The organism is Siphonobacter sp. SORGH_AS_1065, from assembly GCF_030818595.1.
GTDB lineage: Bacteria > Bacteroidota > Bacteroidia > Cytophagales > Spirosomataceae > Siphonobacter.
The window spans coordinates 315,166-341,100 of record NZ_JAUTAM010000004.1 but is presented as its reverse complement, the minus strand read 5'-3'; the positions used below and the strand labels follow the sequence as shown (position 1 = coordinate 341,100).

General features: G+C 46.0%; 18 protein-coding genes. 13 read left to right on the top strand and 5 right to left on the bottom strand.

Features of this window, described 5'->3' with window-relative positions; translation table 11 throughout:
* Positions 1 to 248 precede the first annotated feature (248 nt).
* Both QE390_RS02170 and moaA read right to left on the bottom strand, forming a co-directional pair.
* A complete protein-coding gene (locus QE390_RS02170; RefSeq protein WP_106635303.1) occupies positions 249 to 524 on the bottom strand; it encodes a (2Fe-2S) ferredoxin domain-containing protein in 276 nt (91 codons plus the stop codon).
* A 78-nt stretch (positions 525 to 602) separates the two neighbouring features.
* Positions 603 to 1,604, bottom strand: a complete 1,002-nt coding sequence (gene moaA, locus QE390_RS02165; protein WP_307140920.1) for a GTP 3',8-cyclase MoaA — start codon at positions 1,602 to 1,604, stop codon at positions 603 to 605.
* 60 nt (positions 1,605 to 1,664) lie between these two features.
* On the opposite strand from moaA, the gene QE390_RS02160 reads away from it, so the two are divergent.
* The 4 genes from QE390_RS02160 (at position 1,665) to QE390_RS02145 (ending at position 6,320) form a co-directional block, all read left to right on the top strand.
* A complete protein-coding gene (locus QE390_RS02160; RefSeq protein WP_106635305.1) occupies positions 1,665 to 1,907 on the top strand; it encodes a MoaD/ThiS family protein in 243 nt (80 codons plus the stop codon).
* Between the two features lie 108 nt (positions 1,908 to 2,015).
* Positions 2,016 to 2,426, top strand: coding sequence for a molybdenum cofactor biosynthesis protein MoaE (locus QE390_RS02155; protein ID WP_307140919.1), 411 nt, complete (start codon positions 2,016 to 2,018; stop codon positions 2,424 to 2,426).
* A 182-nt stretch (positions 2,427 to 2,608) separates the two neighbouring features.
* Positions 2,609 to 4,867: a TonB-dependent receptor gene (locus QE390_RS02150; protein WP_307140918.1), complete on the top strand. Its 2,259-nt coding sequence runs from the start codon at positions 2,609 to 2,611 to the stop codon at positions 4,865 to 4,867.
* Positions 4,868 to 4,928: 61 nt separating this feature from the next.
* Entirely contained in the window at positions 4,929 to 6,320 is a 1,392-nt protein-coding gene (locus QE390_RS02145; protein ID WP_307140917.1) for an HmuY family protein, read from the top strand.
* An 81-nt stretch (positions 6,321 to 6,401) separates the two neighbouring features.
* Here QE390_RS02145 and QE390_RS02140 read toward each other — a convergent pair whose 3' ends face one another.
* The gene (locus QE390_RS02140; protein WP_307140916.1) at positions 6,402 to 7,550 is read right to left on the bottom strand and encodes an endonuclease/exonuclease/phosphatase family protein; all 1,149 of its coding nucleotides are present in this window, start codon (positions 7,548 to 7,550) and stop codon (positions 6,402 to 6,404) included.
* Between the two features lie 237 nt (positions 7,551 to 7,787).
* Here QE390_RS02140 and rimP point away from each other — a divergent pair, with 237 nt between their 5' ends.
* The 6 genes from rimP to QE390_RS02110 all read left to right on the top strand — a co-directional run bounded on the left by rimP (position 7,788) and on the right by QE390_RS02110 (position 21,090).
* Positions 7,788 to 8,249 (top strand): ribosome maturation factor RimP, encoded by a 462-nt coding sequence (gene rimP, locus QE390_RS02135; RefSeq protein ID WP_106635308.1) that lies wholly within the window; start codon positions 7,788 to 7,790, stop codon positions 8,247 to 8,249.
* 101 nt (positions 8,250 to 8,350) lie between these two features.
* Positions 8,351 to 9,595 carry a transcription termination factor NusA gene (nusA, locus tag QE390_RS02130; RefSeq protein ID WP_106635309.1) on the top strand — a complete coding sequence of 415 codons (1,245 nt, stop codon included), beginning with the start codon at positions 8,351 to 8,353 and terminating at the stop codon, positions 9,593 to 9,595.
* 154 nt (positions 9,596 to 9,749) lie between these two features.
* Positions 9,750 to 13,034, top strand: coding sequence for a translation initiation factor IF-2 (gene infB, locus QE390_RS02125; RefSeq protein ID WP_307140914.1), 3,285 nt, complete (start codon positions 9,750 to 9,752; stop codon positions 13,032 to 13,034).
* A gap of 288 nt (positions 13,035 to 13,322) precedes the next feature.
* Complete coding sequence (locus QE390_RS02120; protein WP_307140913.1) at positions 13,323 to 15,374, top strand: BatA domain-containing protein; 2,052 nt, start codon at positions 13,323 to 13,325, stop codon at positions 15,372 to 15,374.
* Positions 15,375 to 16,355: 981 nt separating this feature from the next.
* Positions 16,356 to 19,364 (top strand): TonB-dependent receptor, encoded by a 3,009-nt coding sequence (locus tag QE390_RS02115; protein ID WP_307140912.1) that lies wholly within the window; start codon positions 16,356 to 16,358, stop codon positions 19,362 to 19,364.
* 43 nt (positions 19,365 to 19,407) lie between these two features.
* Positions 19,408 to 21,090: a RagB/SusD family nutrient uptake outer membrane protein gene (locus QE390_RS02110; protein ID WP_307140911.1), complete on the top strand. Its 1,683-nt coding sequence runs from the start codon at positions 19,408 to 19,410 to the stop codon at positions 21,088 to 21,090.
* 92 nt (positions 21,091 to 21,182) lie between these two features.
* Here the strand turns inward: QE390_RS02110 and QE390_RS02105 are convergent, their stop codons facing one another.
* Together QE390_RS02105 and QE390_RS02100 are read right to left on the bottom strand one after the other, a co-directional pair.
* Positions 21,183 to 22,004 carry a tRNA threonylcarbamoyladenosine dehydratase gene (locus QE390_RS02105; protein WP_307140910.1) on the bottom strand — a complete coding sequence of 274 codons (822 nt, stop codon included), beginning with the start codon at positions 22,002 to 22,004 and terminating at the stop codon, positions 21,183 to 21,185.
* Between the two features lie 21 nt (positions 22,005 to 22,025).
* The gene (locus tag QE390_RS02100) at positions 22,026 to 22,697 is read right to left on the bottom strand and encodes a TatD family hydrolase (RefSeq protein ID WP_307140909.1); all 672 of its coding nucleotides are present in this window, start codon (positions 22,695 to 22,697) and stop codon (positions 22,026 to 22,028) included.
* A 232-nt stretch (positions 22,698 to 22,929) separates the two neighbouring features.
* Between QE390_RS02100 and gltX the strand changes: the two genes are divergently transcribed.
* The 3 genes from gltX to QE390_RS02085 all read left to right on the top strand — a co-directional run bounded on the left by gltX (position 22,930) and on the right by QE390_RS02085 (position 25,700).
* Positions 22,930 to 24,426, top strand: coding sequence for a glutamate--tRNA ligase (gene gltX / locus QE390_RS02095; protein WP_307140908.1), 1,497 nt, complete (start codon positions 22,930 to 22,932; stop codon positions 24,424 to 24,426).
* Positions 24,427 to 24,554: 128 nt separating this feature from the next.
* Positions 24,555 to 24,833, top strand: a complete 279-nt coding sequence (locus QE390_RS02090; protein WP_106635315.1) for a hypothetical protein — start codon at positions 24,555 to 24,557, stop codon at positions 24,831 to 24,833.
* 84 nt (positions 24,834 to 24,917) lie between these two features.
* On the top strand, positions 24,918 to 25,700 hold the full coding sequence (locus tag QE390_RS02085; RefSeq protein WP_106635316.1) for a TIGR00266 family protein: 783 nt from the start codon (positions 24,918 to 24,920) through the stop codon (positions 25,698 to 25,700).
* The last annotated feature ends 235 nt before the right edge of the window (positions 25,701 to 25,935 follow it).

The window sequence follows — 25,935 nt, the reverse complement described above, 5'->3', positions numbered from 1 at the left end:
GTTTTAGGGCAATAAGGCGGTAAATAAATGGTTTGGGGTACGGGCACCAATGTACTCAGATTTTTAAAAATCAGCCGCGGGATTAAACGAATTTAATGCGAAGGATTTTATCTGGTATTAGGGCAAGGTGACTGGGCGTAACGACCTGAAAGGTAGTGAAAAAGATCTTGCCAGCTTGAAAGTGAAGGGAAACTGAGAAAGCGAAAAAACCAGACTTTCATTAAGTCTGGTTTTCAAAAAAGAAATCATCAGGCGGGTTCTTCCCGAAACATTTCATCAATAATCTGAGGTACGTTGGTTTCCCGGACTTCACCAAGCCAGAGGTTAGCGGGCTGAATGGCGATTACGGGACCCTGTTTGCATCGACTGGTGCATTCCATCTCCACTAGTTCAACTTCCCGCTTCAGACCCCGCTCTTTCAGTTCACTTTTAAAGGTGCGTCGCAGATCTTTCTGGAGTCGGCTGCATTTACTTCCCTCGCAAATCATAATGACCCAGGGACAGGTATCATGTAATTCTCTCATGGCTGTTACGGATAATAACCAAAGCTATAAATGATCTTTTGTGATTGTGTAGTGAAATGTTGGAAGTGCAGGAACAAATTACCCACCGATGGTGGTCATGGATTCATGGACGGAAGTGCTTCGCAACTGTTCTGCTTCGTATCCATCTTTGGGCCGATTTCGGAAGGCCTGAATAAACTTAAGTGTAAGTTCTTCGTCCGAAATACCTTTCCGTAACAAATCCCGAACGTCCATTACCCCGTCGTCGTAAAGGCAGGTTTTCAGCGTTCCCTGTGCCGTCATTCGAATGCGGTTGCAGGTGCCGCAGAAAGTCCGGGAAAAAGCGGCGATGATGCCAATGTTTCCTTCAAAACCCGGAATCTGGTAATGATAAGCCGTAGAATTGAGCGGATCGATTTGTTTCTGAATATCAGGAAATTCAGTTTTCAAATGATCCAGAATTCGACGATAAGTCCAATGAAGAATAGGATAATGGGAACCTTCGCCATTAAAAGGCATTTCTTCAATAAATCGAACCGAAACGGGATATTTCTCGGTAAGCCGGGCTAGTGGAATCAGGTCTTCAATGTTACGGCCTTCCATGACCACGGCGTTGACTTTTACTTCAAAGCCCGCTTCCAGTAACTCGTATAGGCAGGCTTCTACTTTGGTAAATTCATCCCGACGAGTAATGTCATAAAATCGCTGCCGATCCAGCGAATCCAGGCTGAGGTTAATCGTTTTAACGCCTATTTTTTTTAAGTCTGGAATGTATTTTTGAGTGAGAACACCATTGGTAGTAATGGCGATTTCCTCAATACCTTCGATGTCGGATAACTGATAGAGAAACTTCGTTAGATCGTGCCGAACGAAAGGTTCACCACCCGTAATACGAACTTTCCGAACGCCCAAGCCTGCCAGCACGGTTGAAATGCGTAACATTTCTTCGTAACTCAGCAGTTGTTTCTTGGGCAGATAGGGGATACCCTCTTCGGGCATGCAGTAGAAGCAGCGAAGATTGCAACGATCGGTAACCGCCAGTCGTAAATACTGGATGGGCCGCCCGTGGTTATCATAAATGAGAGGGTGAGTTGTTGACATCTTATACAAATAAACGAAAAAAAGCCTCGCTTGTTCCCGAAGCTTTATCAACTTTGAAATATGGAATTGACAATACATTTATACGGCATTACCCGTGATATTATGGGAAGCTCAAAAAAAAGCGTCCAGCTTCCCGAAGGTGCCCGCGTGCAGGATTTATTAGAATTGATTCGCCGGGACTATCCCTCACTGGCTGAACTGAAATCATTGCTAGTAGCGGTAAACGAAGATTATGCTGAAACGGATGTAGTACTGACCGAACGCGATGAAATTGCTCTGATTCCCCCCGTGAGTGGAGGATAGCCTTTGGAGTTTAAAGTTTTGAGATCAGTGTTAGACGGATCATCCTTTGGGCTTACCTCTAATTTCGACACTGATCGCTAGCAACCAACAACGATTAATAGCAATAAAATGATAGAAATAACCGATCAGCCTATTGAGGTTCAGAGCTGTATTGACGCGGTTCAATCCGAGCGGGCCGGGGCCGTTGATGTTTTCATTGGCACCGTTCGGAATCATAATAAAAACAAAGAAGTCGTTCGACTGGAGTTTGAGGCTTTCGATACGATGGCGGTGAAGAAAATGAAGGAACTGGCAGATGAGGCGTCCCGCCGCTGGCCAGTAGAAAAAATTGCTATTGTTCACCGCAAAGGCGTTTTGGAAATCGGAGCCATTGCGGTGGTAATTGCCGTAGCCACCCCACACCGTAAAGATGCTTTCGATGCCTGCCGTTGGGTGATTGATACTTTGAAAGAAATAGTACCGATCTGGAAAAAAGAGATTTATGAAAATGGAGAAGAATGGCTGGAGGCCCACCCATAGTTTAGTTGTTGGTCAATAGATATTGGCTTTAGGACCATCGGAGACCGCTCAGCGAGCGGTCTTTTTTTGTTACCAGTGATCTTAAATTTTTTAGGAAACTCTTGTCGATTCCAAATCATTTTTACCTTTGTATGAAATTAGATTAAATCTAAATAAATATAAATTGCTCAATTCGTACCTCCGTGGCTGTCCATTCAATCATTCGATGTGTATTCTTCTTTAGCCTGACGATGGGTCACGTCTGGGCTCAAACGGGCCGTGTGGTAGGTAAAGTAACCGACGAAAAAGGGGAGGCGGTTGAGGCGGCTTCCCTCGTTGTGAAAGGCACTACATACGGCGTCATTTCTGATGAGCAGGGGCGTTATCTTTTCAAAGACTTAAAACCCGGGGCTTACAAAATCCGGGTGAGTCGGGTGGGAATGAGTAGTCTTGAATTGCCCGTGAAAGTTGAAGGAGGGCAAACCCAAACGCTGGATATTCAACTCAAATCCGAGTATACAAATTTTCAGGAAGTGGTTGTAACGGGCCAATTTGAGCCTCAGTCACTCAAGCAATCCGTTTTTCAGGTACGAACCATCGATCTGGAACGCATTCAGGCCCGGGCGGCTACTTCGCTCGTGGGGGTTTTGAATACCGAGCTCGGTATTCGTTTCTCCAATGACATGGCTCTGGGCACGTCCGACATTCAGTTGATGGGGATGACGGGTCGTAACGTCAAAATTCTATTGGACGGCGTACCCATGCTTGACCGGGGTGACACCCGCGAAAGCCTCAATCAGATTGATATTAATACCATCGCTCGCATCGAAATCGTAGAAGGGCCCATGTCGGTATCGTATGGTTCAGATGCACTGGCGGGAGTTATTAATATTATTACCAAAAAACCGGGAGCTGAGAAATTATCCGTGATGGCTCGGGTGCAGGAAGAAAGTGTGGGGAAAGAATACGAGTTAGGCCGGGGCCAAGGTTCGCATTTAAATAGTTTTGGGGTAACGTGGCAACGAAAAGGCTGGTTTGCGTCCGTAGGCGGAAGCCGCAATGATTTTGGTGGCTGGCAGGGATATTCTCAAACCCGCACGCCCGATTGGCAGGCTAAAAATCAGTGGTTAGGGAATGGAACCCTCGGCTACCGGAACGATAACTTTAGCATTCGCTATCGGCTGGATGGGTTACAGGAAACCATCAAGGCTTTGGGAGCCGCGAATGCTAACACAAATGTCGCTCGTGATCAGAACTTCATTACCAAACGCCTCATGCATCAGGGGCAAGCCGAATGGAAGGCTAACGACCGTTTGAGTTTGAATGCCATAGCCGCCTATACGGATTACAGCCGCCGTACCCAAACGACTCAAATTGATTTAAACACAGGTCGCCGGACGCTTTCGCTTGGGGAAGGGGAACAGGACGTAGCCAGTTTCGATAACTTCATGTTCCGGGCTACGGCTCAATATCGGCTGAATAATCAGTGGTCGTTTCAGCCGGGCGTAGAGTTGAATCGTGATCAGTCCGCCGGAGCCCGAATTTCAGCGAATGATGGAATATCCGATCTGGCTTTTTACGTTTCTTCGGAATGGAAACCCGTGGAAGCAATAGTCATTCGACCCGGGTTACGCTTCATTCATAACTCCGTGTATCAGGCTCCGCCCGTCATTCCTTCCATTAATACCAAGTTTGCCCTCACGAAAAAATTGGACTTTCGGGCTTCGTACGCACGTGGCTTTCGGTCGCCAGCTTTGCGGGAATTGTACTTCAATTTTTTTGACGCCAGCCATTCCATTCAGGGTAATCCCAATCTGAAAGCAGAATACTCGAACAGCTTTAATGGATCATTTTCCTGGGAAATGCTGCGTAGCAAAGCGGGTTATCTAAATCTGGTTCCGGGATTTTTCTATAACGATTTCCATAATCTGATTTCCTACGGTAATGATCCGGTTGATCCTCGCATCATGCGTACGGTTAATATCGACCGTTTCAAAACTGCTGGAGGAACCCTGAATACGGTATTGCAATGGAAAGATCTGCAAGGCTCTGTGGGTTACTCTTACATCGGTCGTTTCAATCAGCTTTCGACAGATGCCCGCATTCCCGAATTCAACTGGGCTTCTGAAATTAATGCAAACCTGATTTACACGGTCAAAAGCATTCATACCAAACTTAATCTCTTCTATAAATACACCGGAAAACGTACCAGTTACCAGACGGCCGCCGATCTCAGTGTGCAACTGGCCGAAACGGCTGCTTTTCACTGGATGGATTTCTCCATCAGTAAGCCTTTGTTCCGCGTATTGACTCTTAATGCCGGGGTGAAAAATATCCTCGATGTAACCCGACTCAATAATACCGCTACTGATTCTGGTAGTGCTCACAGCAGTAGCGGTCCGATTCCTCAGAGTTATGGACGTTCGTACTTCTTAGGCTTGACCTTTAACTGGAGTAACTAACGCCTCATCAAAAGCTAGTGACCACATCAAAATTCCTCCTATTTAAAACCCAATGAAGCTCATGAAGAAGCAGTTTTTATCTCTATTATTCGTAGTAAGCATGGCAGCATTGATTCCGGCCTGTAAAACCGACGAACCTCCGCTGCCCGATAACACCGTTCAGTTTGAATCGGCTGAAAAAGGTTTTTCTTCAGATTCTTCTTCCGTTACGGTTCATTTAAATCTGGATCGTGCCGTAACGGCGGCTACCAATATCGTGGTGGACTTAACCCCAACGGGAGTTACCTACGGCACGCATTTCACGACGGCCCCGGCAGCAACCAATAACTCGATTACCGTAACGGTTCCAGCGAACAGTAAAACAGCTTCGATCAAGGTTACGAAAGTGGCGAACATTTTCCTGACGGGTTCAGAAACGATTGATTTCACCATTAAATCGGCGAATAACTCGGTCGTAAATGGTGCTACCGCTACGCAAAAACTGAAGTTCTCTTCCATCATTTCCAGCGGTTCAGCTCTGAAACTGAACGGTGGAGCAGGGGGAGCCGGTGCGGTTAACTCGGTATTCGTTGATTTTAGCTCGAATAGCCAAACGGCTGTAGCTCGCAATAGTTGGGATTTAGGGTTTTACAACGGAACGGACTTCCGCGTAATTCTGAATGCCACGACTGGAGCTACCGCGAAAGCACTAACCAAAACCGATTTAACGCAGGTAACCGCCGCCGATACTACTGCTCTAGCCAGCGTATTAATTTTAGGAACGGGGCAGGGCACGTTTGATTTGGTAGATAACATCGACGGTGATCTTAGTAAAACGGTCATCAAAGCCGTGTCTGCTACGGATGCTGAAAATCCGGTATATATCGTGAACCCTGGTAACGCTGGAACGACGCAGAAACCCTGGTATAAAATTCGAGTGCTTCGCAAAGGAACAGGTTATACCGTGCAATATGCTCGTATCACAGAAACGACGTTCAAAACGCTGGATATTACCAAAGATTCAAACCTGAATTTTAGCTACATGTCTTTCGCACAGGCCAAAGCGGTTTCTGTAGAACCCACGAAAGCAAACTGGGATCTGGTTTGGGGCTTAACGACGTATAAGGCTACCGAGACGATTCCTTATACCTACTCAGATTTCGTTCAGATTAACTACCTGGCGGGCGTAGAGGCAGCCGAAGTGCTGACCAGTACAGTTAGCTACGATGCCTATGCAGAAGCTAATATTGCCAGCTCTTCTTTCAAGAAAGAACGTAACGTCATTGGTAGCAACTGGCGTACGTCAGCAGGGCCTGGAGGAGCGGCAGCGGGCGTAAAAACGGATCGTTTCTACGTAGTGAAAGACGCTTCGGGTAACGTTTACAAGCTGAAATTCGTGAATTATACTTCAACAGACGGCGGCGAACGCGGTTACCCAAACATCGAATATAAATTGGTAAAGAAGGGAAGCTAAGTGTCTTTTCAGTATGATTGATAAAACAAAAGTCCGCTGCATAGGAAGGTGCAGTGGACTTTTGTTTTATGAAATCTACTATCAATAGGCATATTCTACCTCAACCGGAAAGTGATCGGAGCCTTTAATATCTCGGCGAACCTTGTGGCTCAAGACTTTAAAGTGATTGCTATGAAACTGATTATCGATTCGAATAAACCAGGGGCTACGATTAAGGGTAAAGCCAAACCCGCGGCCAGCCTCTTCAAAACTGTTTTTCAGGTAACGACGGGTTTTTCCGTAGGCAATTCCCGTAGGTACTTCGTTGTAATCTCCACAAAGAATAACGGGATAAGGACTGTTTTTAACTATTTTAAGGACTTCTTCAATCTCAGAATTATGAGCAATGAATCCCTCTTTAAGCTTATGTAGAATGGACCTGGTTTCTGCTTTGGCAACCTTGGAATTTTTGGCCCGAGCTACATTTCCTACCCGAACGCCCATCGAGTAGAGATGAATACTAATAACCCGAATGGTATCCGAATCTTTTTTAATGTCCGCCATAACGAATCCATTATGCCCGCCAGCATTCTCAAAAACGTGGTAACTCTGATTAACAATGGGATATTTTGAAAACAAAACGGGCCCTAAAAACCCCTGGTCGCTTTTCCGAAGATCGCCGCTATACCAATTCAATTCTTTAAAGATCACTTTATACCGATAACCCCTTGTCCGAAGCTGGTCATTCAATTTAAATTCGTCAGGTAAATACGAATAATCCCAGCTATAGTATTCCTGCAAGCATAAGATATCTGCATTTGAAGATTTAAGCCAGTTTAGCATGGAGTGTAAAGGGCGAATATCCTTATTCTCCATGTATTCACTGACTCCAAAGGCTGTGGTATTAAACGTAGAAACTCGTAGGGAATGAGAAAGATCCCCGGGCTGATGACTGGCGTGAAAACCAATGGTACGAAGCCAGAACGGCCAGCCTGCCAGAAGGAAAATCAGGGGAATCCAGGCCTTTCGAACATTTCTGAAAAACCAGAAGACTGTCAGTAAAGCCAGTAACATCATTACCCAAGGCAGAAATAATAATAGAAAGCCAGTGATCCAGTGCGTCCACCAGAGCGTATAACCCAAGGTGTACCCAATGATCAGGTAAAGACAGAGAGCATAGGTAATCAAAGAAAAAAGAGAGGTGAAAAATCCACCGGTATGATTTCGGGAAGTCATGGAACTCTTTTTCAAATACAATGAAGGTTGTTTGGAGTGCGTGTAAAAATGGGCGATAAACTTAAAACTCTCGATAGAAAACGAATATAATATTGCTTATGATAAGAAAAAAGTGTTAATTTGCATTAGATTTCAACGGAAAGAAGAGGGGCCTATCACTCCTCTTCTTTGTTTATACGAGTTTTTCGTTGAAAATAACAGGTTTAGCCGAAGGGTAAACGTATCCTGAAAGCCGCCTACTGCTGATGTGGTATGAATCTGAAAGAAAAAATTACAGAGCTGGCTGCGGCCTTATTACCAGACGAAAGTTATTATCTGGTAGATGTGCAGGTGAGTGAGTCTCGTATCAAGTCAAAAATAACCATTTTGGTAGATAGCGACGCAGGCATCAGCATTGATGAATGTGCCGCTTTGAGTCGTGAATTAGGGCATCAGATTGAGGAACTGAATTTAATTGAAAATGCTTATACATTGGAAGTATCCTCTCCTGGTGTTGATTTTCCACTGACCCAAACTCGCCAATACCAACGGAATATCGGCCGGAAACTTCGTGTTCAGTTCAAAGACGGAAGTGAGAAAATCGGCTTGTTGAATACTGTAAGTGATTCCGACATTTCGATTACCACGGATGGGACCAAGAAAGAACCAGCCGTAACGCTCGTTATTCCGTATGTCGAGATAAAGAAAGCTCAAGTGCTGGTATCATTTAAATAATCCTTAAGTGGGCATTTCGCCAGCCGGGCAAGTCTAATGAAGTTAGGTAGGAATGAACCAAGGCTTCGTGACTGGAAACCAACAAAAACTATGACGAACCGATGAACAGTGCAGAACTGATCTCTTCCTTCGCCGATTTTGCGAGAGAGAAGAACATTGACCGTCCGACGATGATCAAAATTCTGGAAGATGTCTTCCGGACGATGATTCGTAAGAAATTCGGTACTGATGAGAACTTTGACGTAATCATTAACCCTGACAACGGCGATTTGGAAATGTTCCGGACGCGGGAAATCGTGGATGATGATTCTGAAGATATTTGGGATTACGATAAAATTCCACTGGCGGACGCCAAGAAAATCGAGAAGGATTTCGAGGTTGGCGAAGAGGTAGTGGAAGAAGTGAAGCTGGAAGACTTCGGTCGCCGGATCGTGCAGACGGCTCGTCAGACGCTGATTCAGAAAGTAAAGGATATGGAGAAGGAATTGCTCTATTATCGTTATAAAGATCAGGTAGGTGAACTGTTAACGGTTGAGGTATACCAGGTGCTGGGTCGTGAGATTATTTGTCTGGACTCGCAGGGCAATGAATTAAGCTTACCCCGCGATCAGCAGATTCCCCGTGACCGCTTCAAGAAAGGTGATTCAACGAAAGCCGTTATTCACAAGGTGGAAATGAACAATGGTACACCTAAAATTTCGCTTTCACGGACTTCACCCGTTTTTCTGGAACGTTTGTTTGAGCAGGAGATTCCTGAAGTTACGGATGGCCTGATCATGGTTCGCAAAGTAGTACGCGAGCCCGGTGAACGTGCCAAAGTAGCCGTAGAATCGTACGATGATCGGATTGATCCCGTAGGTGCCTGCGTAGGTATGAAAGGTAGCCGGATTCACACGATTGTCCGGGAAATGAACAACGAAAATATTGACGTGATTAACTTCACAGATAATATTGAGTTATTGATTGCCCGTGCCCTGAGTCCTGCGAAAATCAGCCGCATGAGTATTAACAAGGACGACAAGCGGGTATCAGCCTGGTTGAAGCCCGATCAGATTTCACTGGCCATCGGAAAAGGCGGTCAGAACATTAAATTAGCAGGTAAATTAGTCGGAATGGAAATCGACGTCTTCCGGGAAACCGAAGGGCCGGTAGATGACGATGACGTTGAACTCAATGAGTTCTCCGACGAAATCGAACAGTGGGTACTCGACGAACTACACCGCGTCGGTCTGGATACAGCCAAGAGTGTTCTTGCTATGGGCAAGGAAGATCTGGTTCGCCGGACTGAATTGGAGGAAGAAACCGTAGATGACGTACTGGAGATCTTGAGTCAGGAATTCGATTAATGCAAACGCAGGTTTATTAGGTTACGAACCAGGGGATATGGTGCGTAACCCAAGAACAAAGACCGTTATGCATCATATCTAATTCTACAAACACCCTAAACTCGTACATTATAAACCACTCGTTTTGACGAATTCAGACAGTAAAGCATCCAACATGGCAGAAGAGATCCAAACAATGCGTTTAAATGTGGCGGCACGAAAGATCAACGTGGGCATGGGAACCATTGTGGATCGACTTTCGGCCAAAGGATTTAAAATTGACAGTAACCCGAATACCAAGCTAACTGGCGAACAGTTGCAGGTATTAGCGAAAGAATTCAGTGCCCCTGATCTTGTGAAAGAAGGGCCTAAACCTTCCGAACCCGCCGCGACGGCCCGTCCGAAAGGTGACGACGACCTGCCTCTGTATTTCCGTCAGAAATCAGAAGAGGCAGCAGCTCCTGCTGAAGTAAAAGCAGTAGAAGAAAAGACTGAACCTGCGAAAGACGAGAGTCGCTTGCAGGGATTAAAAGTACTTGGAAAAATCGACCTAACTACTGGTAAGCCCATCGTGCCCGTTCAGGAAGCTCCTAAAGCTCCCGTTGCAGAAGCACCCAAAGTGGAGACTCCCAAAGTAGAGCCACCCGTCGCTGAACCTGTGAAAGCAGCAGCCCCTGTGGTGGAAGCACCGAAGGCCGAGCCGGTAGCTGAAAAGCCCGTAGCTCCTCAGCCCGTAGTGACTCCTCCAGTGGTAGAAGCGAAAGTGGAACCCAAAGTAGAAGTACCGGCTCAACCCGCGAAGCCCGAAGTGAAGGCAGAGCCTGTTGCCGAACCTAAACCAGAACCTACTGTCGTAGCGACTCCCCCGGTGGCTACTGTGGTAGAGCCCGCACCCGTTGCGGCCGCTCCGAAGCAGGAGCCTGAAATAAAAGCTCAAACGCCTCAGCCGAAAGAAGAACCTTCGAAGCAACCACAGCAGGCCAACCGTCCCGCTGACCAGCAGAAGAACTTCCAGAAGCCAAGGCATGAACAGAAACAAGAACCAAAGCCAGAGCCAAAACCGGAAGTGAAGACAGAAACACCTTCAGCTACGCCCCCTGAACTGATCGAAGCGAAAGCCGATCGATTGAAAGGGTTGACCGTACTGGGCAAAATTGAATTACCCTCGAAGAATGATAACCGCGGCAATAATAACCGTGATAATCGGGGTGGTAACTCAAACAATGAGAAAAAGAAACGCAAGCGTATTAAGCCCGTAGAGCAGGACCGTAATCAGGCCCGTTCTAATGGTAATGCTAACAACGCGAACAATAACGAACCTAATAACCGTCAGAATAATAACCAAAATCGTCAGGGCGGAAATCAGGGGAATCAGAATTCCAATAACCAGGAAAGAAATCAGGGACAAGATCGCAATCATAACAACACGAATGCGAACAACAACCAGTCTCAGAATAACAACCAGGGCGGAGGTAATAACAACAACAATCGCAACAATAACAATCGGAATAATAACAACCGAGGTGGTAACCGTCGCGATGAGCCTTCGAAAACGGAAGTACGTGACAATGTAAAAAATACGATGGCCCAGATGGGCGGTGGTGGTGCCAAGAAGCAAAACTTTGGTGCAGACCGTCGTCGGGAGCGTCGCCAGGATCGGGCCCGTCGCCGGGAGGAAGCCGAACAGCACGAACTGGAACAAGAAAAAATCCTCAAGGTAACCGAGTTCGTATCGGCCAGCGATCTTGCTTCGTTAATGGATGTTTCCATCAACGACATTATCCAGACCTGTATGAACATGGGTATGTTCGTATCGATCAACCAGCGTCTGGATGCAGAGGCAATCGCGATCATCGCGGATGAATTTGGATTTGATGTTCAATTCATCTCTGCTGAAGAAGAAGTGGAATCTGCTCTGATCGAAGAAGAGGATGCTCCAGAAAGCTTAGTGCCCCGTGCTCCGGTTGTTACAATCATGGGTCACGTTGACCACGGTAAAACCTCCTTGCTGGATTACATCCGTAAAACGAAAGTTGCTTCGGGTGAGGCCGGTGGTATCACGCAGCACATTGGTTCTTATAAAGTAAAAACGAACGACGGTCGCGAAATCGCTTTCCTTGATACACCTGGTCACGAAGCCTTTACCGCTATGCGTGCTCGGGGAGCCAAGTTAACGGACGTAGCCATTATCGTTATTGCAGCGGACGACAGCGTGATGCCTCAAACTCGCGAGGCTATTAACCACGCCCAGAATGCGGGTGTACCGATGGTATTTGCGTTCTCGAAAGTAGATAAGCCCGGTGCTAATACAGAGAAAATCCGCGAAGGACTTTCTCAAATGAATATCCTGGTAGAAGAATGGGGTGGACGCTACCAAACGCAGGAGATCTCTTCGAAAAGCGGTTTAGGTATCGACGAATTGCTGGAAAAAGTATTGCTCGAAGCCGAGTTACTTGATCTGAAAGCAAACCCCAACAAACGTGGAGTGGGTACTGTCGTAGAAGCTTCGCTGGATAAAGGTCGCGGTTATGTAGCAAACATTCTGGTGCAAAATGGTACGATGAGTGTGGGTGACGTAATGCTGGCTGGACCTTTCTTTGGTAAGGTGAAAGCCATGTTTGACGACAAAGGTCAACGCGTAAAATCAGTTGGACCCTCAACGCCCGTACAGGTATTAGGTCTGAGTGGTGCTCCTACGGCTGGGGATAAAGTGAATATGATGGAAACGGAGCGTGACGCCCGTGAAATTGCTAACAAACGTGAGCAATTACTGCGTGAACAGTCACTCCGTACCCGTAAGCACATTACACTCGAAGAAATTGGCCGCCGGAAAGCCATTGGAAACTTTAAAGAGCTTAACGTCATCGTTAAAGGGGACGTGGATGGTTCTGTGGAAGCACTTTCCGATTCGCTGCTTAAACTCTCGACGGCTGAGGTTAATGTTAACATTATCCATAAGGGCGTAGGTCAGGTAACTGAATCCGACGTAATGCTAGCATCTGCCGGGGATGCCGTGGTAGTAGCCTTCCAGGTTCGTCCTTCGCTCAACGCTCGCCGTCTGGCCGAACAGGAGCAAATCGAGATTCGGAATTACTCCATCATCTACCAGGCAATCGAGGACATCAAGAAAGCCATGGAAGGTCTGCTGGAACCCGAATTCCAGGAAGTGGTTACGGCCAACATCGACATCCGCGAAGTGTTCCGGATTTCCAAAGTGGGTACCGTTGCGGGTTGCTATGTAACTGAAGGTACGGTGAAACGGAACAACAAAATCCGCGTGATCCGCGACTTTATCGTGATCCACGAAGGAGAGATTCAGGCCCTGAAGCGTTTCAAAGACGACGTTGCCGAAGTGAAATTCGGTTACGAATGCGGTCTGAGCATCAAGAACTTCAACGATCTGGAAGTAGGCGACACTATCGAATGCTTCGAGTTACAGGAAGTAAAACGTAAGTTATAAGTTGAGTTAATCGTTGCTGGTTATAAGTTGATAAGTAGTAGCGAATATCCATAGAAAGAAGCCTTCATTCAGTTTTGGATGAAGGCTTCTTTGTTATAGACCAGAATTAATAACGGCTTATGTGCTCACTGGAGAATGATAATCAGTAACAAGCAACTATTAACCCACAACCGATCAACTAAAAGGCTCTTTTTTCGTTTATAAGGTAGATTTTCGTTTATTTAGGAATTATAGCGAGTTTGCGGCACCTAGCTCATCCACGTTTCATCATTCGCCTGTAAGAAATTCATGCAGTTCCTCTATCCTGCCTTTCTATGGGGGCTTCTGGCCGCTGCCATTCCGGTTTTGATTCACTTGTTTAATTTCCGGCGAATCAAACGGGTTTATTTTACCAATGTTAGCTTTCTCAAACAGGTTAATACGACTACCAGTAGCTTCCGTCGGTTGAAACACTGGCTGATTATGGCGGCTCGTATAGGGGCTCTGGTGTGCCTGGCTCTGGCCTTTGCCCAGCCCTTTATTCCGGCCAGCAAAAGCACAGGTGTTAGTCGCGATGGTATTACCAGTATTTATCTGGATAATTCCTTATCCATGCAAAATCTGGTGGACAACCGCCGTTTGCTGGATGTGGGCGTTAGCAAAATCGAAGAATTATTGAATTCCTTTCCTAATGCCCCAATGCTGCAACTGGTTACTAATGATTTTGGAGCCCAGGAGCACGCTTTACAGGGAAGTCAGAAAATTCGGGATCGGCTGGCTACTGTCGATTTTTCGCCGTCCGCCCGTTCGTTGGAAAGCATTTACCGTCGACAACAGCAGTTAGCTTCAGCTCATAGTGCTGGCAAAAATCAACTATTCTGGTTATCCGATTTTCAGAAATCTACCGTTGGCGATTTACAGAAAATTAAACCAGATTCCAGCACGCAGCTCTTTCTAGTGCCCGTTCAGGGAACAACAACGCAAAACGTTTTTGTCGATACGCTTTGGCTGAATACGCCTTTTATCCGTGAAATGCAGTCGAATGTAGTAACCGTTCGGTTACGAAATTCAGGGACAAATCCAGTGGAAAATCTGAGTGTGAAGTTATTACTGGACGATAAACAGGTGGCCTCACAGATCGTATCGATTCCAGCGGAGAATTACGTGCAGACAGCGTTTAACTTTACCGTTCGCGGGAAAGGATTCAAGAAAGGGCGGATAACTTTCGAAGATTCTCCAGTCACTTTTGACAACGATTATTACTTCGTTCTCAACGCAGCTCCGCGTATCGACGTTCTGCACGTTTATGGCCAGAAAACAAAAGACTACGTGCAGAACGTCTTCTCCAATGACAGCTTGTTCCGTGAACAAAGCTTCTCCGTGAACAATGTTGACATTGGCACTTTCCAGTCGGCTAACCTGATTGTACTCGAAGGAGTAGAGCGAGTGGAGGGAAGTTTAAGGGCGGAATTACAACGGTTTGTTGATAAAGGAGGAAGCCTGTTAGTCATTCCTCCGGCACGGGTTAGCGATGCCTCCTGGTTAACTGCTTTGGGGATTCAGAATATCAGTAGTGTGCAGGGCGAACCCTCGACACCCACCATTCTGGCTGAACCTTCGAGACAAAATCCATTTTTCAGTGATATTTTTGACGAAACCACGCAGAAGGAACAGTTAATCATGCCAGCGGCTTCGTCCGTCTGGAGTTGGCGAATGGTTGGGGAGAAGCTTCTGAATTTTAAATCTGGCGAACCCTTCCTTACTTCTTCTAAAGCTGGGCAGGGGAGAGTTTACCTCATGGCTTCATCGCTTGATCCAAGCTTAGGTGATTTTGCCCAGCATGCTTTATTCCTGCCTATTCTTTACAAAATAGCTTCGCTGAGTGTGCGTCAGGAGCCTATTGCGTATTCCTTTGAAAGCCCTGACATTCAGATTGATGCCCCAGGCTCGCCGAAAAATGCCGTATTTAAACTCCGAAAGGATAAGTTGGAGCTGATCCCTATTCAGCGGATGAATGGTAATCAATTAACTTTCGAGTTACCTAAATCAGAACAGCTTACCAATGGTCAGCCCCTTGAATCAGGGTACTATGAACTAATACTGGATGGAAAAGTAACCCAGTTATTGGCATTCAACCATGATGATAAAGAATCAAACATGCAGGTGTACTCCCCACAGAAGCTTCGGGATTTGTTTAAAGGTAACCGCAATGTTCAGGTTTTTGATAATGTGAATCGGGCGGATGTAGCCACAGCCTACAAAGAGCAGCACGTAGGAAAAGACCTTTGGAAGTATTTTATCATAACGGCTTTGGTTTTCCTATTATGTGAAATTGCCATCGTCCGATTAATGAAAGCGTAATACACAGAGACAACAAATACAAAAAGCCCATACTTTCTGGTGCTTGGGATTGCGTTCTCTAATCAAGCTTACAGAACCTCGAGAGATACACAAGTTCCTTCGCTCTGGATAATAGAGAAAAAGGAAGTCTGCTACATTACTGCCACGTTGGTCGGGCCCCGCTGGCAGCCTTACCAGTGTTTCCGTTACCAGAGATGGGTTCGCATCCTACCGACTAGAGGCCTATAGCTAGGTAGTTACTCGGTTAGAGCCGAGCAACTGCGGAGGGAGCTGATTTGATGAACTGCTAGCTAGAAAGTGTTATTCAATCCTAATAGTAAGGTCCTTCGCTTCGCTCTGGATGACAGGAGGAGAGGCAACCCAACCCCCAAATACTTCAGCTCAACCGATGCCAGCTTTTTCGCTGGCATCATTCGTCTAACGCTTCATACCTCCACCCGCAGTCGCTCGGCTAGAGCTGAGCGACTGCGGGTGATGAACTGCTAGCTAGAAAGTGTTATTCAATCCTAAGTAAGGTCCTTCGCTCTGGATGACAGGAGGGAAGGGCGTTATTGCTGCCAGCTTTTTCGCTGGCAGCCCTTGACTATCACCTCGCTTACTATCCTAACTACATAAAGGCCTTATTTGGAATAGAAACGCGTTCGGTAATGGACGTAAATTCCTTTTGCTCTAACTATTCTCCAATCACAAATAAGGTCCTTCGCTCTGAATGGCAGAGCTCGGTATAAACTCATTCTTCCAACGGTTATCTCGAACAAAGTAATAGATAAACGCACGGATGCTCGTTCCTGTCAAAAGGAAGACTCTGACCGTTAAATTCTATTTATTTAATTATTCAGATAAATAATTTATAATACATTCAATTGACTAAAATTATTTCTTGAAATTATTCAAAATTAATAGGGGTAATGGGGTTTAGTTCAGGTCCTGTATTTGATACTGACTTATTCTACGAAAAACTTGAACAAAACCATTACGTCTATGAGAAACTTATTACTAAGTCTTTTCTTTTTGGGGCTTGGTTGGAGTGCTTTCGCTCAGGATCGTCTCATTAACGGACGAGTCACTGGAGACGATCAGCAGCCCATTCCTGGAGCCAGTGTAGCAGTAAAAGGAACGACACGCGGGGCGGTTACCAATGCTGAGGGGAAGTTCTCATTAAGCGTTCCTGAAAATACCGTTCTGGTAGTGTCGTCAGTTGGGTATCAGACCCTTGAATTCCCCGTAGGAAATCAGAATTATCTAGAATTAGTGATCCCTTCCAGTACGTCTGCCTTAACGGAAGTCGTCGTCGTAGGTTATGGCACCCAGAAGAAGAGTCAGTTAACAGGGGCCATTTCATCCGTAAGTTCCAAAGAAATTGCGGAGTTACCAATTACCAACGCCCGTCAGGCCTTGCAGGGCCGAGCTGCCGGGGTGGATGTAGTTCAGGCTGGGAGTAAGCCAGGTTCTGGTGTTACCGTCAGGATTCGCGGACGTCGCTCTATCAATGCTTCTAATGATCCCCTGTATGTAGTAGATGGAATTCCATTAGCAGGAGGAATTGATGATATTAACCCCAATGACATTCAGTCCATGGAGGTTTTAAAAGATGCTTCGGCCACGGCCATCTATGGTTCAAGAGGAGCCAATGGGGTAGTTATTGTCACGACTCGTCGTGGAACTACGGGTAAAACGATTGTAAGCTATGACGGATATTATGGCGTTTCAAAAGCTCTCGGCCGTATTGAAGTCATGAACGGGGCTCAATTTGCGGAATACAAGCGGGAATCACGCCGAGCGGTGGGTCGTTATGATGATGCCGATCCTAATGCGGATAGTAAGATCTTCGAAGCCGTTGAGTTGGATGGCATCGCTACTGGTCGTTCAACGGATTACCAGTCATACATCTATCGTACAGGACATATTCAAAGCCATCAGATAGGGGTTCAGGGGGGTAGTGAGAAAACTCAGTTTTCTATTTCGGGTAACTTCTTTCAGGATAAGGGAATCATTAAGACTCAGGACTTTACTCGTTATAGCTTTCGGGTTAACTTGGATCACCAAATTGGTAAACGTGTAAAAGTAGGTACGTCAACCTTCGCTGTTTATAGTGTTAATAATGGCGGAGATACTTTCTATCCAGGCGGTGGGAATGGTTTTAACCCCTTAGGGTTAACGCTGCGTGAAAATCCGCTGGGTAAGCCTTATGATGATAACGGTAATCTGATTTTCCTGCCTACCTCGGATGGACTTCAATCCAATCCTGCGGCTGAAGTGGTCCCAGGTGCGAATATTGCCGAAACCAAAACCATCCGGGTTTTTAATAGCTTGTATGGCGAATGGAATATCACAGACGGTTTGAAGTATCGCTTGAACTTCGGACCCGATTTTACGAATCGCCGTTTTGGACGATTTTGGGGAACCTTCACGAACGACCGCCGCGGTGGTGATCCCCGTGGTATGACGGATTACTCGCAGGGCTTCAACTATACCATTGAGAATATCCTGACGTATACCAAGAAATTTCGTGAAATTCATAACCTGAATATTACGGCCCTGCACTCGATTCAGCGGGACAATTATGAGACGGCTCGAATCAGTGTGAATGGTATTCCTGCGGCAACTCAGGAGTTCTACAGCTTAGGCCAGGCTCAAACCATCAATAGCGTTGCTACGGGATTGACTCAGTGGACTTTACAATCCTTCATGGCTCGCTTTAATTACGACTATAATGAGAAATATCTACTGACTTTAACGGGCCGTTACGATGGTTCTTCGCGTTTTGGTCGCAATAATAAATATGGTTTCTTTCCTTCAGTAGCAGCGGGTTGGAACATCAGTAATGAAGACTTCCTGAAAGGGGTAAGCTGGCTGGATCAACTGAAATTGCGGGCTAGTTGGGGTTCGATTGGTAATACTGCTATTGACCCCTATCAGACACAGACGCTACTTTCACGTACCGTTTATGCCTGGAATACAACGGCGGCCTATGGCTACCGTCCTAACTCGATTGGGAATCCTAACTTACGCTGGGAAACGACTTCAACCGCTAATATCGGGTTGGATTATAGCTTCTTCCGGGGCAGACTGGCGGGTTCGCTGGAAGTCTATCAGGCGGATACCCGTGATTTGTTGCTCAATGACCAATTGCCTTATACGAGTGGGTACGGAAGCGTACTACGTAACGTTGGTAAAACCCGCAATCAGGGGCTGGAAATTACCCTTTCTACCATTAACATAGATGCATCTAATGGTTTCCGCTGGAGTACGGATCTTCAGTTTACGAAAAACAAAGAGCAGATTCGTGAACTCTTCAACGGAAAAGTAGACGACATCGGCAACGCTCGTTTCATTGGTCAGCCGATTACTGCCATTTATGATTACAAAAAGATAGGAATCTGGCAAACTAGCGAAAGTGACGAAGCCAAGCGATATGGACAGAATGTAGGAGAGGTAAAACTGCTGGATATCAATGGCGATGGTAAAATTGATGCCGACCATGACCGGATGATTATTGGTTCGCAAATTCCTAAATTCACTGCCGGGATGACCAACCGTTTTAGCTTCAAAGGACTGGACTTATCCTTTTTCCTGTATGCTCGCGTTGGAAGTACCATTACCAGCGGGTTCCACCAGACTTTCAATACGCTGGCGGGACGTTATAATAACCTGAACATCAATTACTGGACTCCCAATAACCCAACGAACGATTTTCCGCGTCCAAACCAGAATCAGGAAACGCCGATCTATTCCAGCACGCTGCGTTACTTCAGCGGTACTTTCCTGAAAGTACGGAACATCAATCTGGGGTACAACGTACCAGAAAATGTAGCAAAACGAGTGGGCATGACCAGTCTGCGGGTCTATCTGGCAGCTCAGCAGCCTTTTATTTTCTCTGAATATCGTTCGAAATACAAAGGTATTGACAACGAAACAGTAGACAGCATTTCTGAAAGCCAGACGCCTTCTACACGCCAGATTATCTTCGGTATTAACGCGAAATTCTAGCAAGTATTTGGAAAACCATTTCAGGATAAAGACTTAGACATTCATGAAAAAAATAGTGTATACCTTATTGATCGCCAGTCTGATGCTGACGAATCAGTCGTGTAAAAATCTTCTGGAGGAGACGCCTATTTCTTCAGTTGGGGCGGAGTATTTCAATTCTCAGGCTGGTTTCGAAGCGGGGGTGAAAGCGGCTTATTCCTCGCTACGGGATTATTACGGTCGTGAAATTGGAACGAATCTGACCGTTTTTGGAACGGACACTTACACCATGGGTGCTGATGGCAGTTACAAATACATGAATCAGTATACCACGCAATTTGGCTCCAACGTAGACATCCTTCGGGATTTATGGAATAACTTCTACGTGGCAATTAATACGATGAACGTGCTCATCGACAAAGCCAATGCAGGTACGGTGACGGGTTTAACGGATGCTAACAAAAACATGAGGATTGCTGAGCTACGATTTTTGCGTGCCCACCATTACTTCATTCTGGTTCAAAACTGGGGACCCGTAGCCTTAACGTTAACGGGTAACCTGGAACCCAAAAAGGATTTTACCCGAGCATCGGTTAAGGAAGTCTATGCAGCGATTACCGCTGACCTGGAAGCATCTCTGGCTGTGTTACCTAATACAACGACGGATTACGGTCGGGCTACCAAGGGAGCTTGTGAACATTTGCTGGCTAGGGTTTACTTGACAAAGGCGACCTCAGAAGCGGCTGCATCTGACGACTATGCCAAGGCGGCTACGTATGCTCAGAACGTTACTAAAAATTATGGGTATGCCTTATTATCGGATTTCGCGAACGTATATAATCAGGCCAATCAGATTAATAGTGAGGTGATTTTTGCGGTTCAGTATACGAATGATGCTTTGACGGATATTGGCCCCAGTGGTACAGGAGCCACTGTAAACGGGAATCAGACCCACTTATTTTTCGGAAATGAATATGACGTTCAGGCCGGAATGAAACGTGATCTGGCCAACGGTCGTCCCTGGAAGCGTTATATGCCAACGTCTTATTTGTTAAACGTTGTTTTTAATCCAGCGGATCGGACAAAAGATTCCCGGTACAAAAAGACGTTCAAGGATACCTGGTATACTAACAATCCCGGAACATTCACAAACGTTTTTGACAACTCGAAATCAAAGGTAACCTTGGCTCAGGGCGATACGGCGATTTATATTCCTGGAGTGGAGTGGACAACGGCTCAACGAGCCGCCAAACCTTATCAGGTATTGGTGCCAAGTCTTTATAAGCCTAATTTATTTCCTGTACTTAACAAGTTTCTGGATCCACTTCGTCAGGATGTTACCGCAGAATGGGGAAATCGTGACTGGTTTGTAATGCGTTTAGCAGAAACGTACCTGATTCTGGCAGAGGCCAATCTGAAGCTTGGTAAAATGCAGGAAGCCGCTGATGCTATTAACATGGTGCGAGTGCGGGCAGCCTGGCCGGGTCAGCAGGAGGCCATGAAAGTCAGTGCTTCCAGCCTAACCATGGAATTTATTATGGAGGAACGCGAAAGAGAGCTGCTCGGAGAAATGTTCCGCTGGTACGATTTGAAACGGTGGGGTATATTGGTAGATCGGGTGAAAAAATACAATACCGACGCTGCCGCTGGAATTCAGGCTTTCCATAACCTACGTCCGATTCCTCAAACTCAAATTGACCGGACTACGGGCGGTGCTTCTGCATTCCCCCAAAATCCTGGCTATTAATTCATTGAGCAACAAAACCAGAAAAAGGCTTTCTTCGCAAGAAGAAAGCCCTTTTTGTACGAACCACAACTAACAAACCACCACCCACTAACTTAATCTTTTTTCCTGGCCGCAATTTTCGCCTGTTTGCGGAAGTAAGCTTCACGTTCGAGACGTTGACGCTTCCGGGTTTCTAATTGAGAAGCTTCGTAATCTTCAATAGGCTCATGGAGTAAGTCCCGGATAACAACCGAAGCACACACGGCTCCGAAGGTGGCGGGTAAGTAAGAAATCGTTCCGTACGCAGAACGTTTGAAATTGGAGCCGTCCGTATGCATCAGCGAATCGGTGCGTACCAGTTCCGTAGAATAAACGGCTTTTATTCCCGATTGAATTCCGTACCGGCGAAGACGTTTACGCACGTAATGAGCTAGTGTACAGGATTTTGTGTCAAATAAATCGGCTACCTGTACCTGCGTAGGATCAAGTTTGCCACCTGCCCCCATAGAGCTGATAATGCGGTAACCCTTTTCGTGAGCCGTGGCTAATAAGGTTAGTTTGGGGGTAATGGAGTCAATACAATCCATCACGTAAGCAAAGGGTTGCGTAAGGATTTCACGGCAGGCTTCGGGTGACAGGAAGTCTTTACGAACGTGTAACTTTAAGTCAGGATTAATACTGAGCAAACGTTCAGCCATCAAATCAGCTTTGGATAACCCGTGCGTGGTGGCAAGGGCGGGTAACTGTCGGTTTCGGTTGGATGGATCCACCACGTCGCCGTCTACGATCGTCATTTCACCCACGCCCGAACGAGCAATAAATTCGGCGGCAAAGGAGCCCACGCCGCCCAAACCAATGACTAATACGTGTGCCTGGTTTAATAGATCGAGCCCTTCTGGCCCGATGAGTAATTCTGTTCTGGATAACCAACTCATAATCAATATGGATACTGCTTGTCAGGGGATGGGGGCCATTCGGTGAAAATTCCGCCAAATCTGATCTTTTAATGTAGAAACAGGAATATTCAAGTGCTTCGATGCGGCTGCAAAGATACTACTTATCGAAATCTCCTGATCATCCGTTTCGAGAAATAGCCGATCTAAAGAGATCATTTTCAGGCGTTTTACGGCGTTGGAGTCGTCTTGCAATAAGGCTTTACCCAAAGAGAAATAGAAATCATACTTCTGGAGCTGCTGAACAATTTCCGGTTTATTATTAAAACCATGAACGATTAAAGGTGTAGTGATTTTCAGTCGTTTAACTAGCTGAATCAACTCAGGAAAAGCCCGGACGCAATGAATCGTTACCGGAATTTGATGCTGCTGGGCCAGCATTAACTGACGTTCAAAAATGGACTCCTGAAGGGAAAGAGGGGCCTTAGTCAACCGATCCAGTCCACATTCCCCCAAAGTTGTAATTCGTCTGGTTTGAATGGCTCTTTCAATGCCTTGTAATTGTTCCTCTAACTCGTTTTCCTCAATGTACCAGGGGTGAATACCCAAGCTGATTCGCTGTGTTTCGGGCAAAGTATCGAACTCCGAAAAACGGGCATTATAAATGCTTTCTGAATTTTCGCCAGAATTCAGTTGATGCGTATGAAAATCCAGAAACGAAACGTCTTCCCTCATGCTACAAAAATCTTGTCGCTAAAAATATCAATTTATTACCCGCAATGAGCCATCAAAAAACTTCAGCCATCCATTGAAAACGCAAAACAGCCAACGGAAAACTCCCAACTCAAAACCCTAAACGAAGTAAAAGGAGTAACTTTGCGGCATCCAATGGAGCAGAGAATATCCGGGCAACAGGGTTGCGGGTGTAAACCAGCGTAATCACAGGCTCAACTCCAAAATTAATCTTATGTCATCAACTCAAGTTCGCGTACGTTTTGCTCCTAGTCCGACGGGAGCCTTACACATCGGCGGAGTTCGCACCGCACTTTATAATTACCTCTTTGCTCGTCAGATGGGCGGAAAAATGTTGCTTCGTATTGAAGATACGGATCAGAATCGTTTTGTTCCCGGAGCAGAAGATTACATTCTTGAAGCCCTTCAATGGGTAGGTATTACCATCGACGAAGGAGTAGGCGTCGGTGGCCCGCACGCTCCGTATCGTCAGTCAGAGCGGATGCACATGTACCGTGATTTCGCTGAAACACTGATTGCAGCAGATAAAGCGTATTACGCGTTTGATACTACCGAAGAACTGGACGAAATGCGTCAGACCTTTGAAAAACAGGGTTCTACCTTTCAATATAACAGCATTACCCGTACGCGACTGAAAAATTCGCTGACCTTGCCAGCCGAAGAGGTGCAGGCTCGTATCGCGGCGGGTGAACCTCACGTGATCCGTCTGAAAGTACCCGCGAAAGAAGAAATTCGTTTCCGGGATTTGATTCGGGATTGGGTAAACGTTCACTCCTCACAGATTGACGATAAGGTATTATTGAAAGCCGACGGAATGCCTACGTATCACCTGGCTAACGTAGTGGATGATCATTTAATGGAAATTACGCATGTGATTCGGGGGGAAGAATGGTTGCCGTCTGCCCCGTTACACGTGTTATTGTATCAGGCTTTTGGCTGGGAACGTCCCGAATTTGCTCACCTTCCTTTGTTATTAAAGCCCGAAGGAAACGGTAAATTATCCAAACGTGATGCCGATTTGGGTGGTTTTCCCGTATTCCCACTGGAATGGAAAGACCCCACCAGTGGAGTCGTGGCACGCGGATTTCGGGAAGATGGGTATCTGCCCGAAGCGGTAATCAATTTCCTGGCCTTTCTGGGCTGGAATCCCGGAACGGAACAGGAAATGTTCACGATGGATGAGTTAATTGCTGCGTTCAGTCTGGATAAAATTCATAAAGGAGGAGCCCGTTTTGACATAGCCAAAGCGAAATGGTTCAATCAGCAGTATCTCAAACAGCACTCGGATGCTTCAGTAGCCGAGTCATTAAAGGAGTCATTTGCAGAAAGTAGTCCTGAAAAAATTGAAAAGATTGTTCACTTGCTGAAAGACCGGGTGACCTTCCCGCAGGAAATCGTCGAGCAGTCAAAATTCCTTTTTGAAGCACCTACGCAGTACGACGAGCAGGTAATGACGACGAAATGGAATGCCGACGTAGCAGCTGTAGTCGAACAGTACGCAAAGGTATTACCCGAAGTAGAGCCTTTCACGGCTGAGACGGCCAAGGAAGCATTACATAAAGTTACCGACGAAAAAGGGATTAAATTAGGAAAAGTAATGCAGCCGCTCCGCGTCGTACTAACCGGAGCCCCCGCCGGCCCCGACCTGATGTTATCCATGGAAATCATGGGCAAAGCAGAGGTAGTAGATCGGTTGAAGAAAGTATTATAAGCGTTTTGGGTTTGGGGTTTTGAGTTTAGAGTTATGAAAAGAATCATTAAGCCAGACTGACGGAATGATAAAATTTTTGATTCGCAGAAACTCAAAACCTTAAACTCAAAACTCAAAACATAAAAGCCATGGCAAAGAAATCAGCGAAAAAGCCCGCTCAACCCGAAAAGCCGCGAGTTCATAAAGACTTAGACGGACTCGATATTACGATTAATAATTTTGGGGAACTGAATATGTCTTTGCCGATCGATAAAATCAACGAGTTTTTGAACCGTACGGTGGACGATAAAAAACTACGTCACCGCGATGATCTCGAAGCTTTACCCGGTCGGAAAAAAGAAGATTCAGAAGAAGAGGAAGACGATTTCGATTTACCGGATGATCTCAAACGCGAACTGGGCGAGTAGTTTAGAAGGGTTTGAGCCGTTTATGAGTCGATATTGAAATGTTACCTTATCAAGCGAAACAAACCCTTACAAACCTCCCAAGCTATGCGTAGCCACGAAATTGATTACAAAATCATCGGTGAAGATATTCAGATCGTAGAAATTGAACTGGATCCTAACGAAACCGTAGTTGCCGAAGCCGGTTCCATGCTTTTCATGGAAGATGGTATTCAGTTTGAAACGAAAATGGGAGATGGCTCGGAGCCGGATCGTGGCCTGTTTGGTAAGCTCATGCAGGCGGGTAGTCGGGTTCTGATGGGTGAATCACTCTTCATTACGCACTTCACAAACCGGGGTTACCGAAAAAGTAAGGTAGCTTTTGCCGCTCCTTATCCCGGTACGGTTATTCCCATTAATCTGGCTTCTTTACCTGGACAGACACTGATTGCTCAGAAAGACAGCTTTCTCTGTGCTGCCTTGGGTACAAAAATTGCCGTTACATTCAATCAGAAAATCGGGTCAGGATTATTTGGGGGTGAAGGTTTCATTCTCCAACGACTACAGGGCGATGGACTAGCTTTCGTACATGCCGGTGGCGTAGTGATTGAACGCTATCTGAATAACGAAAGCCTCCGCATTGATACGGGTTGTATCGTTGCTTTTGAGCAACAGATTAATTATTCTATCCAGCGTTCAGGGGGTCTGAAATCGATGGTTTTTGGTGGGGAAGGCATCTTCCTGGCTACCTTGTCAGGAACGGGTCGCGTCTGGATTCAGTCCATGCCGATTGTGAAATTGGCAAATACGCTCAGTTCAATGACCAGCGTTACTGGTAGCGGTCGGGAAAGCGGTTCGGTATTAGGTGGCTTGGGTAACTTGTTTGAGTAATGAATAGATGCCGCTGGTAGTTTTTCTGCTGGCAGCTTTTTCGCTGGCAGGTCCAGCAGGTCGGTAGCGTTGTTCAATAAAAGCTAACTACGAAAAACACAGATTCACGAAAGAATCTTCGTACTTAGAAAATAATCATAAATTCGCGGGAATCCCATCACAAGGGGTTCCCGTTTTCGTTTATTCAGTTGTCAGCTTGCCCTTTTCAGTTTGGAATCTACTAAGAACTGTAGCA

Excerpts from the sequence above, each read along its gene's own strand:
- QE390_RS02170 (WP_106635303.1), bottom strand. The coding sequence starts at position 524 with ATGAGAGAATTACATGATACCTGTCCCTGGGTCATTATGATTTGCGAG.
- moaA (WP_307140920.1), bottom strand. The coding sequence starts at position 1,604 with ATGTCAACAACTCACCCTCTCATTTATGATAACCACGGGCGGCCCATC.
- QE390_RS02160 (WP_106635305.1), top strand. The coding sequence starts at position 1,665 with ATGGAATTGACAATACATTTATACGGCATTACCCGTGATATTATGGGA.
- QE390_RS02155 (WP_307140919.1), top strand. The coding sequence starts at position 2,016 with ATGATAGAAATAACCGATCAGCCTATTGAGGTTCAGAGCTGTATTGAC.
- QE390_RS02145 (WP_307140917.1), top strand. The coding sequence starts at position 4,929 with ATGAAGAAGCAGTTTTTATCTCTATTATTCGTAGTAAGCATGGCAGCA.
- rimP (WP_106635308.1), top strand. The coding sequence starts at position 7,788 with ATGAATCTGAAAGAAAAAATTACAGAGCTGGCTGCGGCCTTATTACCA.
- nusA (WP_106635309.1), top strand. The coding sequence starts at position 8,351 with ATGAACAGTGCAGAACTGATCTCTTCCTTCGCCGATTTTGCGAGAGAG.
- infB (WP_307140914.1), top strand. The coding sequence starts at position 9,750 with ATGGCAGAAGAGATCCAAACAATGCGTTTAAATGTGGCGGCACGAAAG.
- QE390_RS02120 (WP_307140913.1), top strand. The coding sequence starts at position 13,323 with ATGCAGTTCCTCTATCCTGCCTTTCTATGGGGGCTTCTGGCCGCTGCC.
- QE390_RS02115 (WP_307140912.1), top strand. The coding sequence starts at position 16,356 with ATGAGAAACTTATTACTAAGTCTTTTCTTTTTGGGGCTTGGTTGGAGT.
- QE390_RS02110 (WP_307140911.1), top strand. The coding sequence starts at position 19,408 with ATGAAAAAAATAGTGTATACCTTATTGATCGCCAGTCTGATGCTGACG.
- QE390_RS02105 (WP_307140910.1), bottom strand. The coding sequence starts at position 22,004 with ATGAGTTGGTTATCCAGAACAGAATTACTCATCGGGCCAGAAGGGCTC.
- QE390_RS02100 (WP_307140909.1), bottom strand. The coding sequence starts at position 22,697 with ATGAGGGAAGACGTTTCGTTTCTGGATTTTCATACGCATCAACTGAAT.
- gltX (WP_307140908.1), top strand. The coding sequence starts at position 22,930 with ATGTCATCAACTCAAGTTCGCGTACGTTTTGCTCCTAGTCCGACGGGA.
- QE390_RS02090 (WP_106635315.1), top strand. The coding sequence starts at position 24,555 with ATGGCAAAGAAATCAGCGAAAAAGCCCGCTCAACCCGAAAAGCCGCGA.
- QE390_RS02085 (WP_106635316.1), top strand. The coding sequence starts at position 24,918 with ATGCGTAGCCACGAAATTGATTACAAAATCATCGGTGAAGATATTCAG.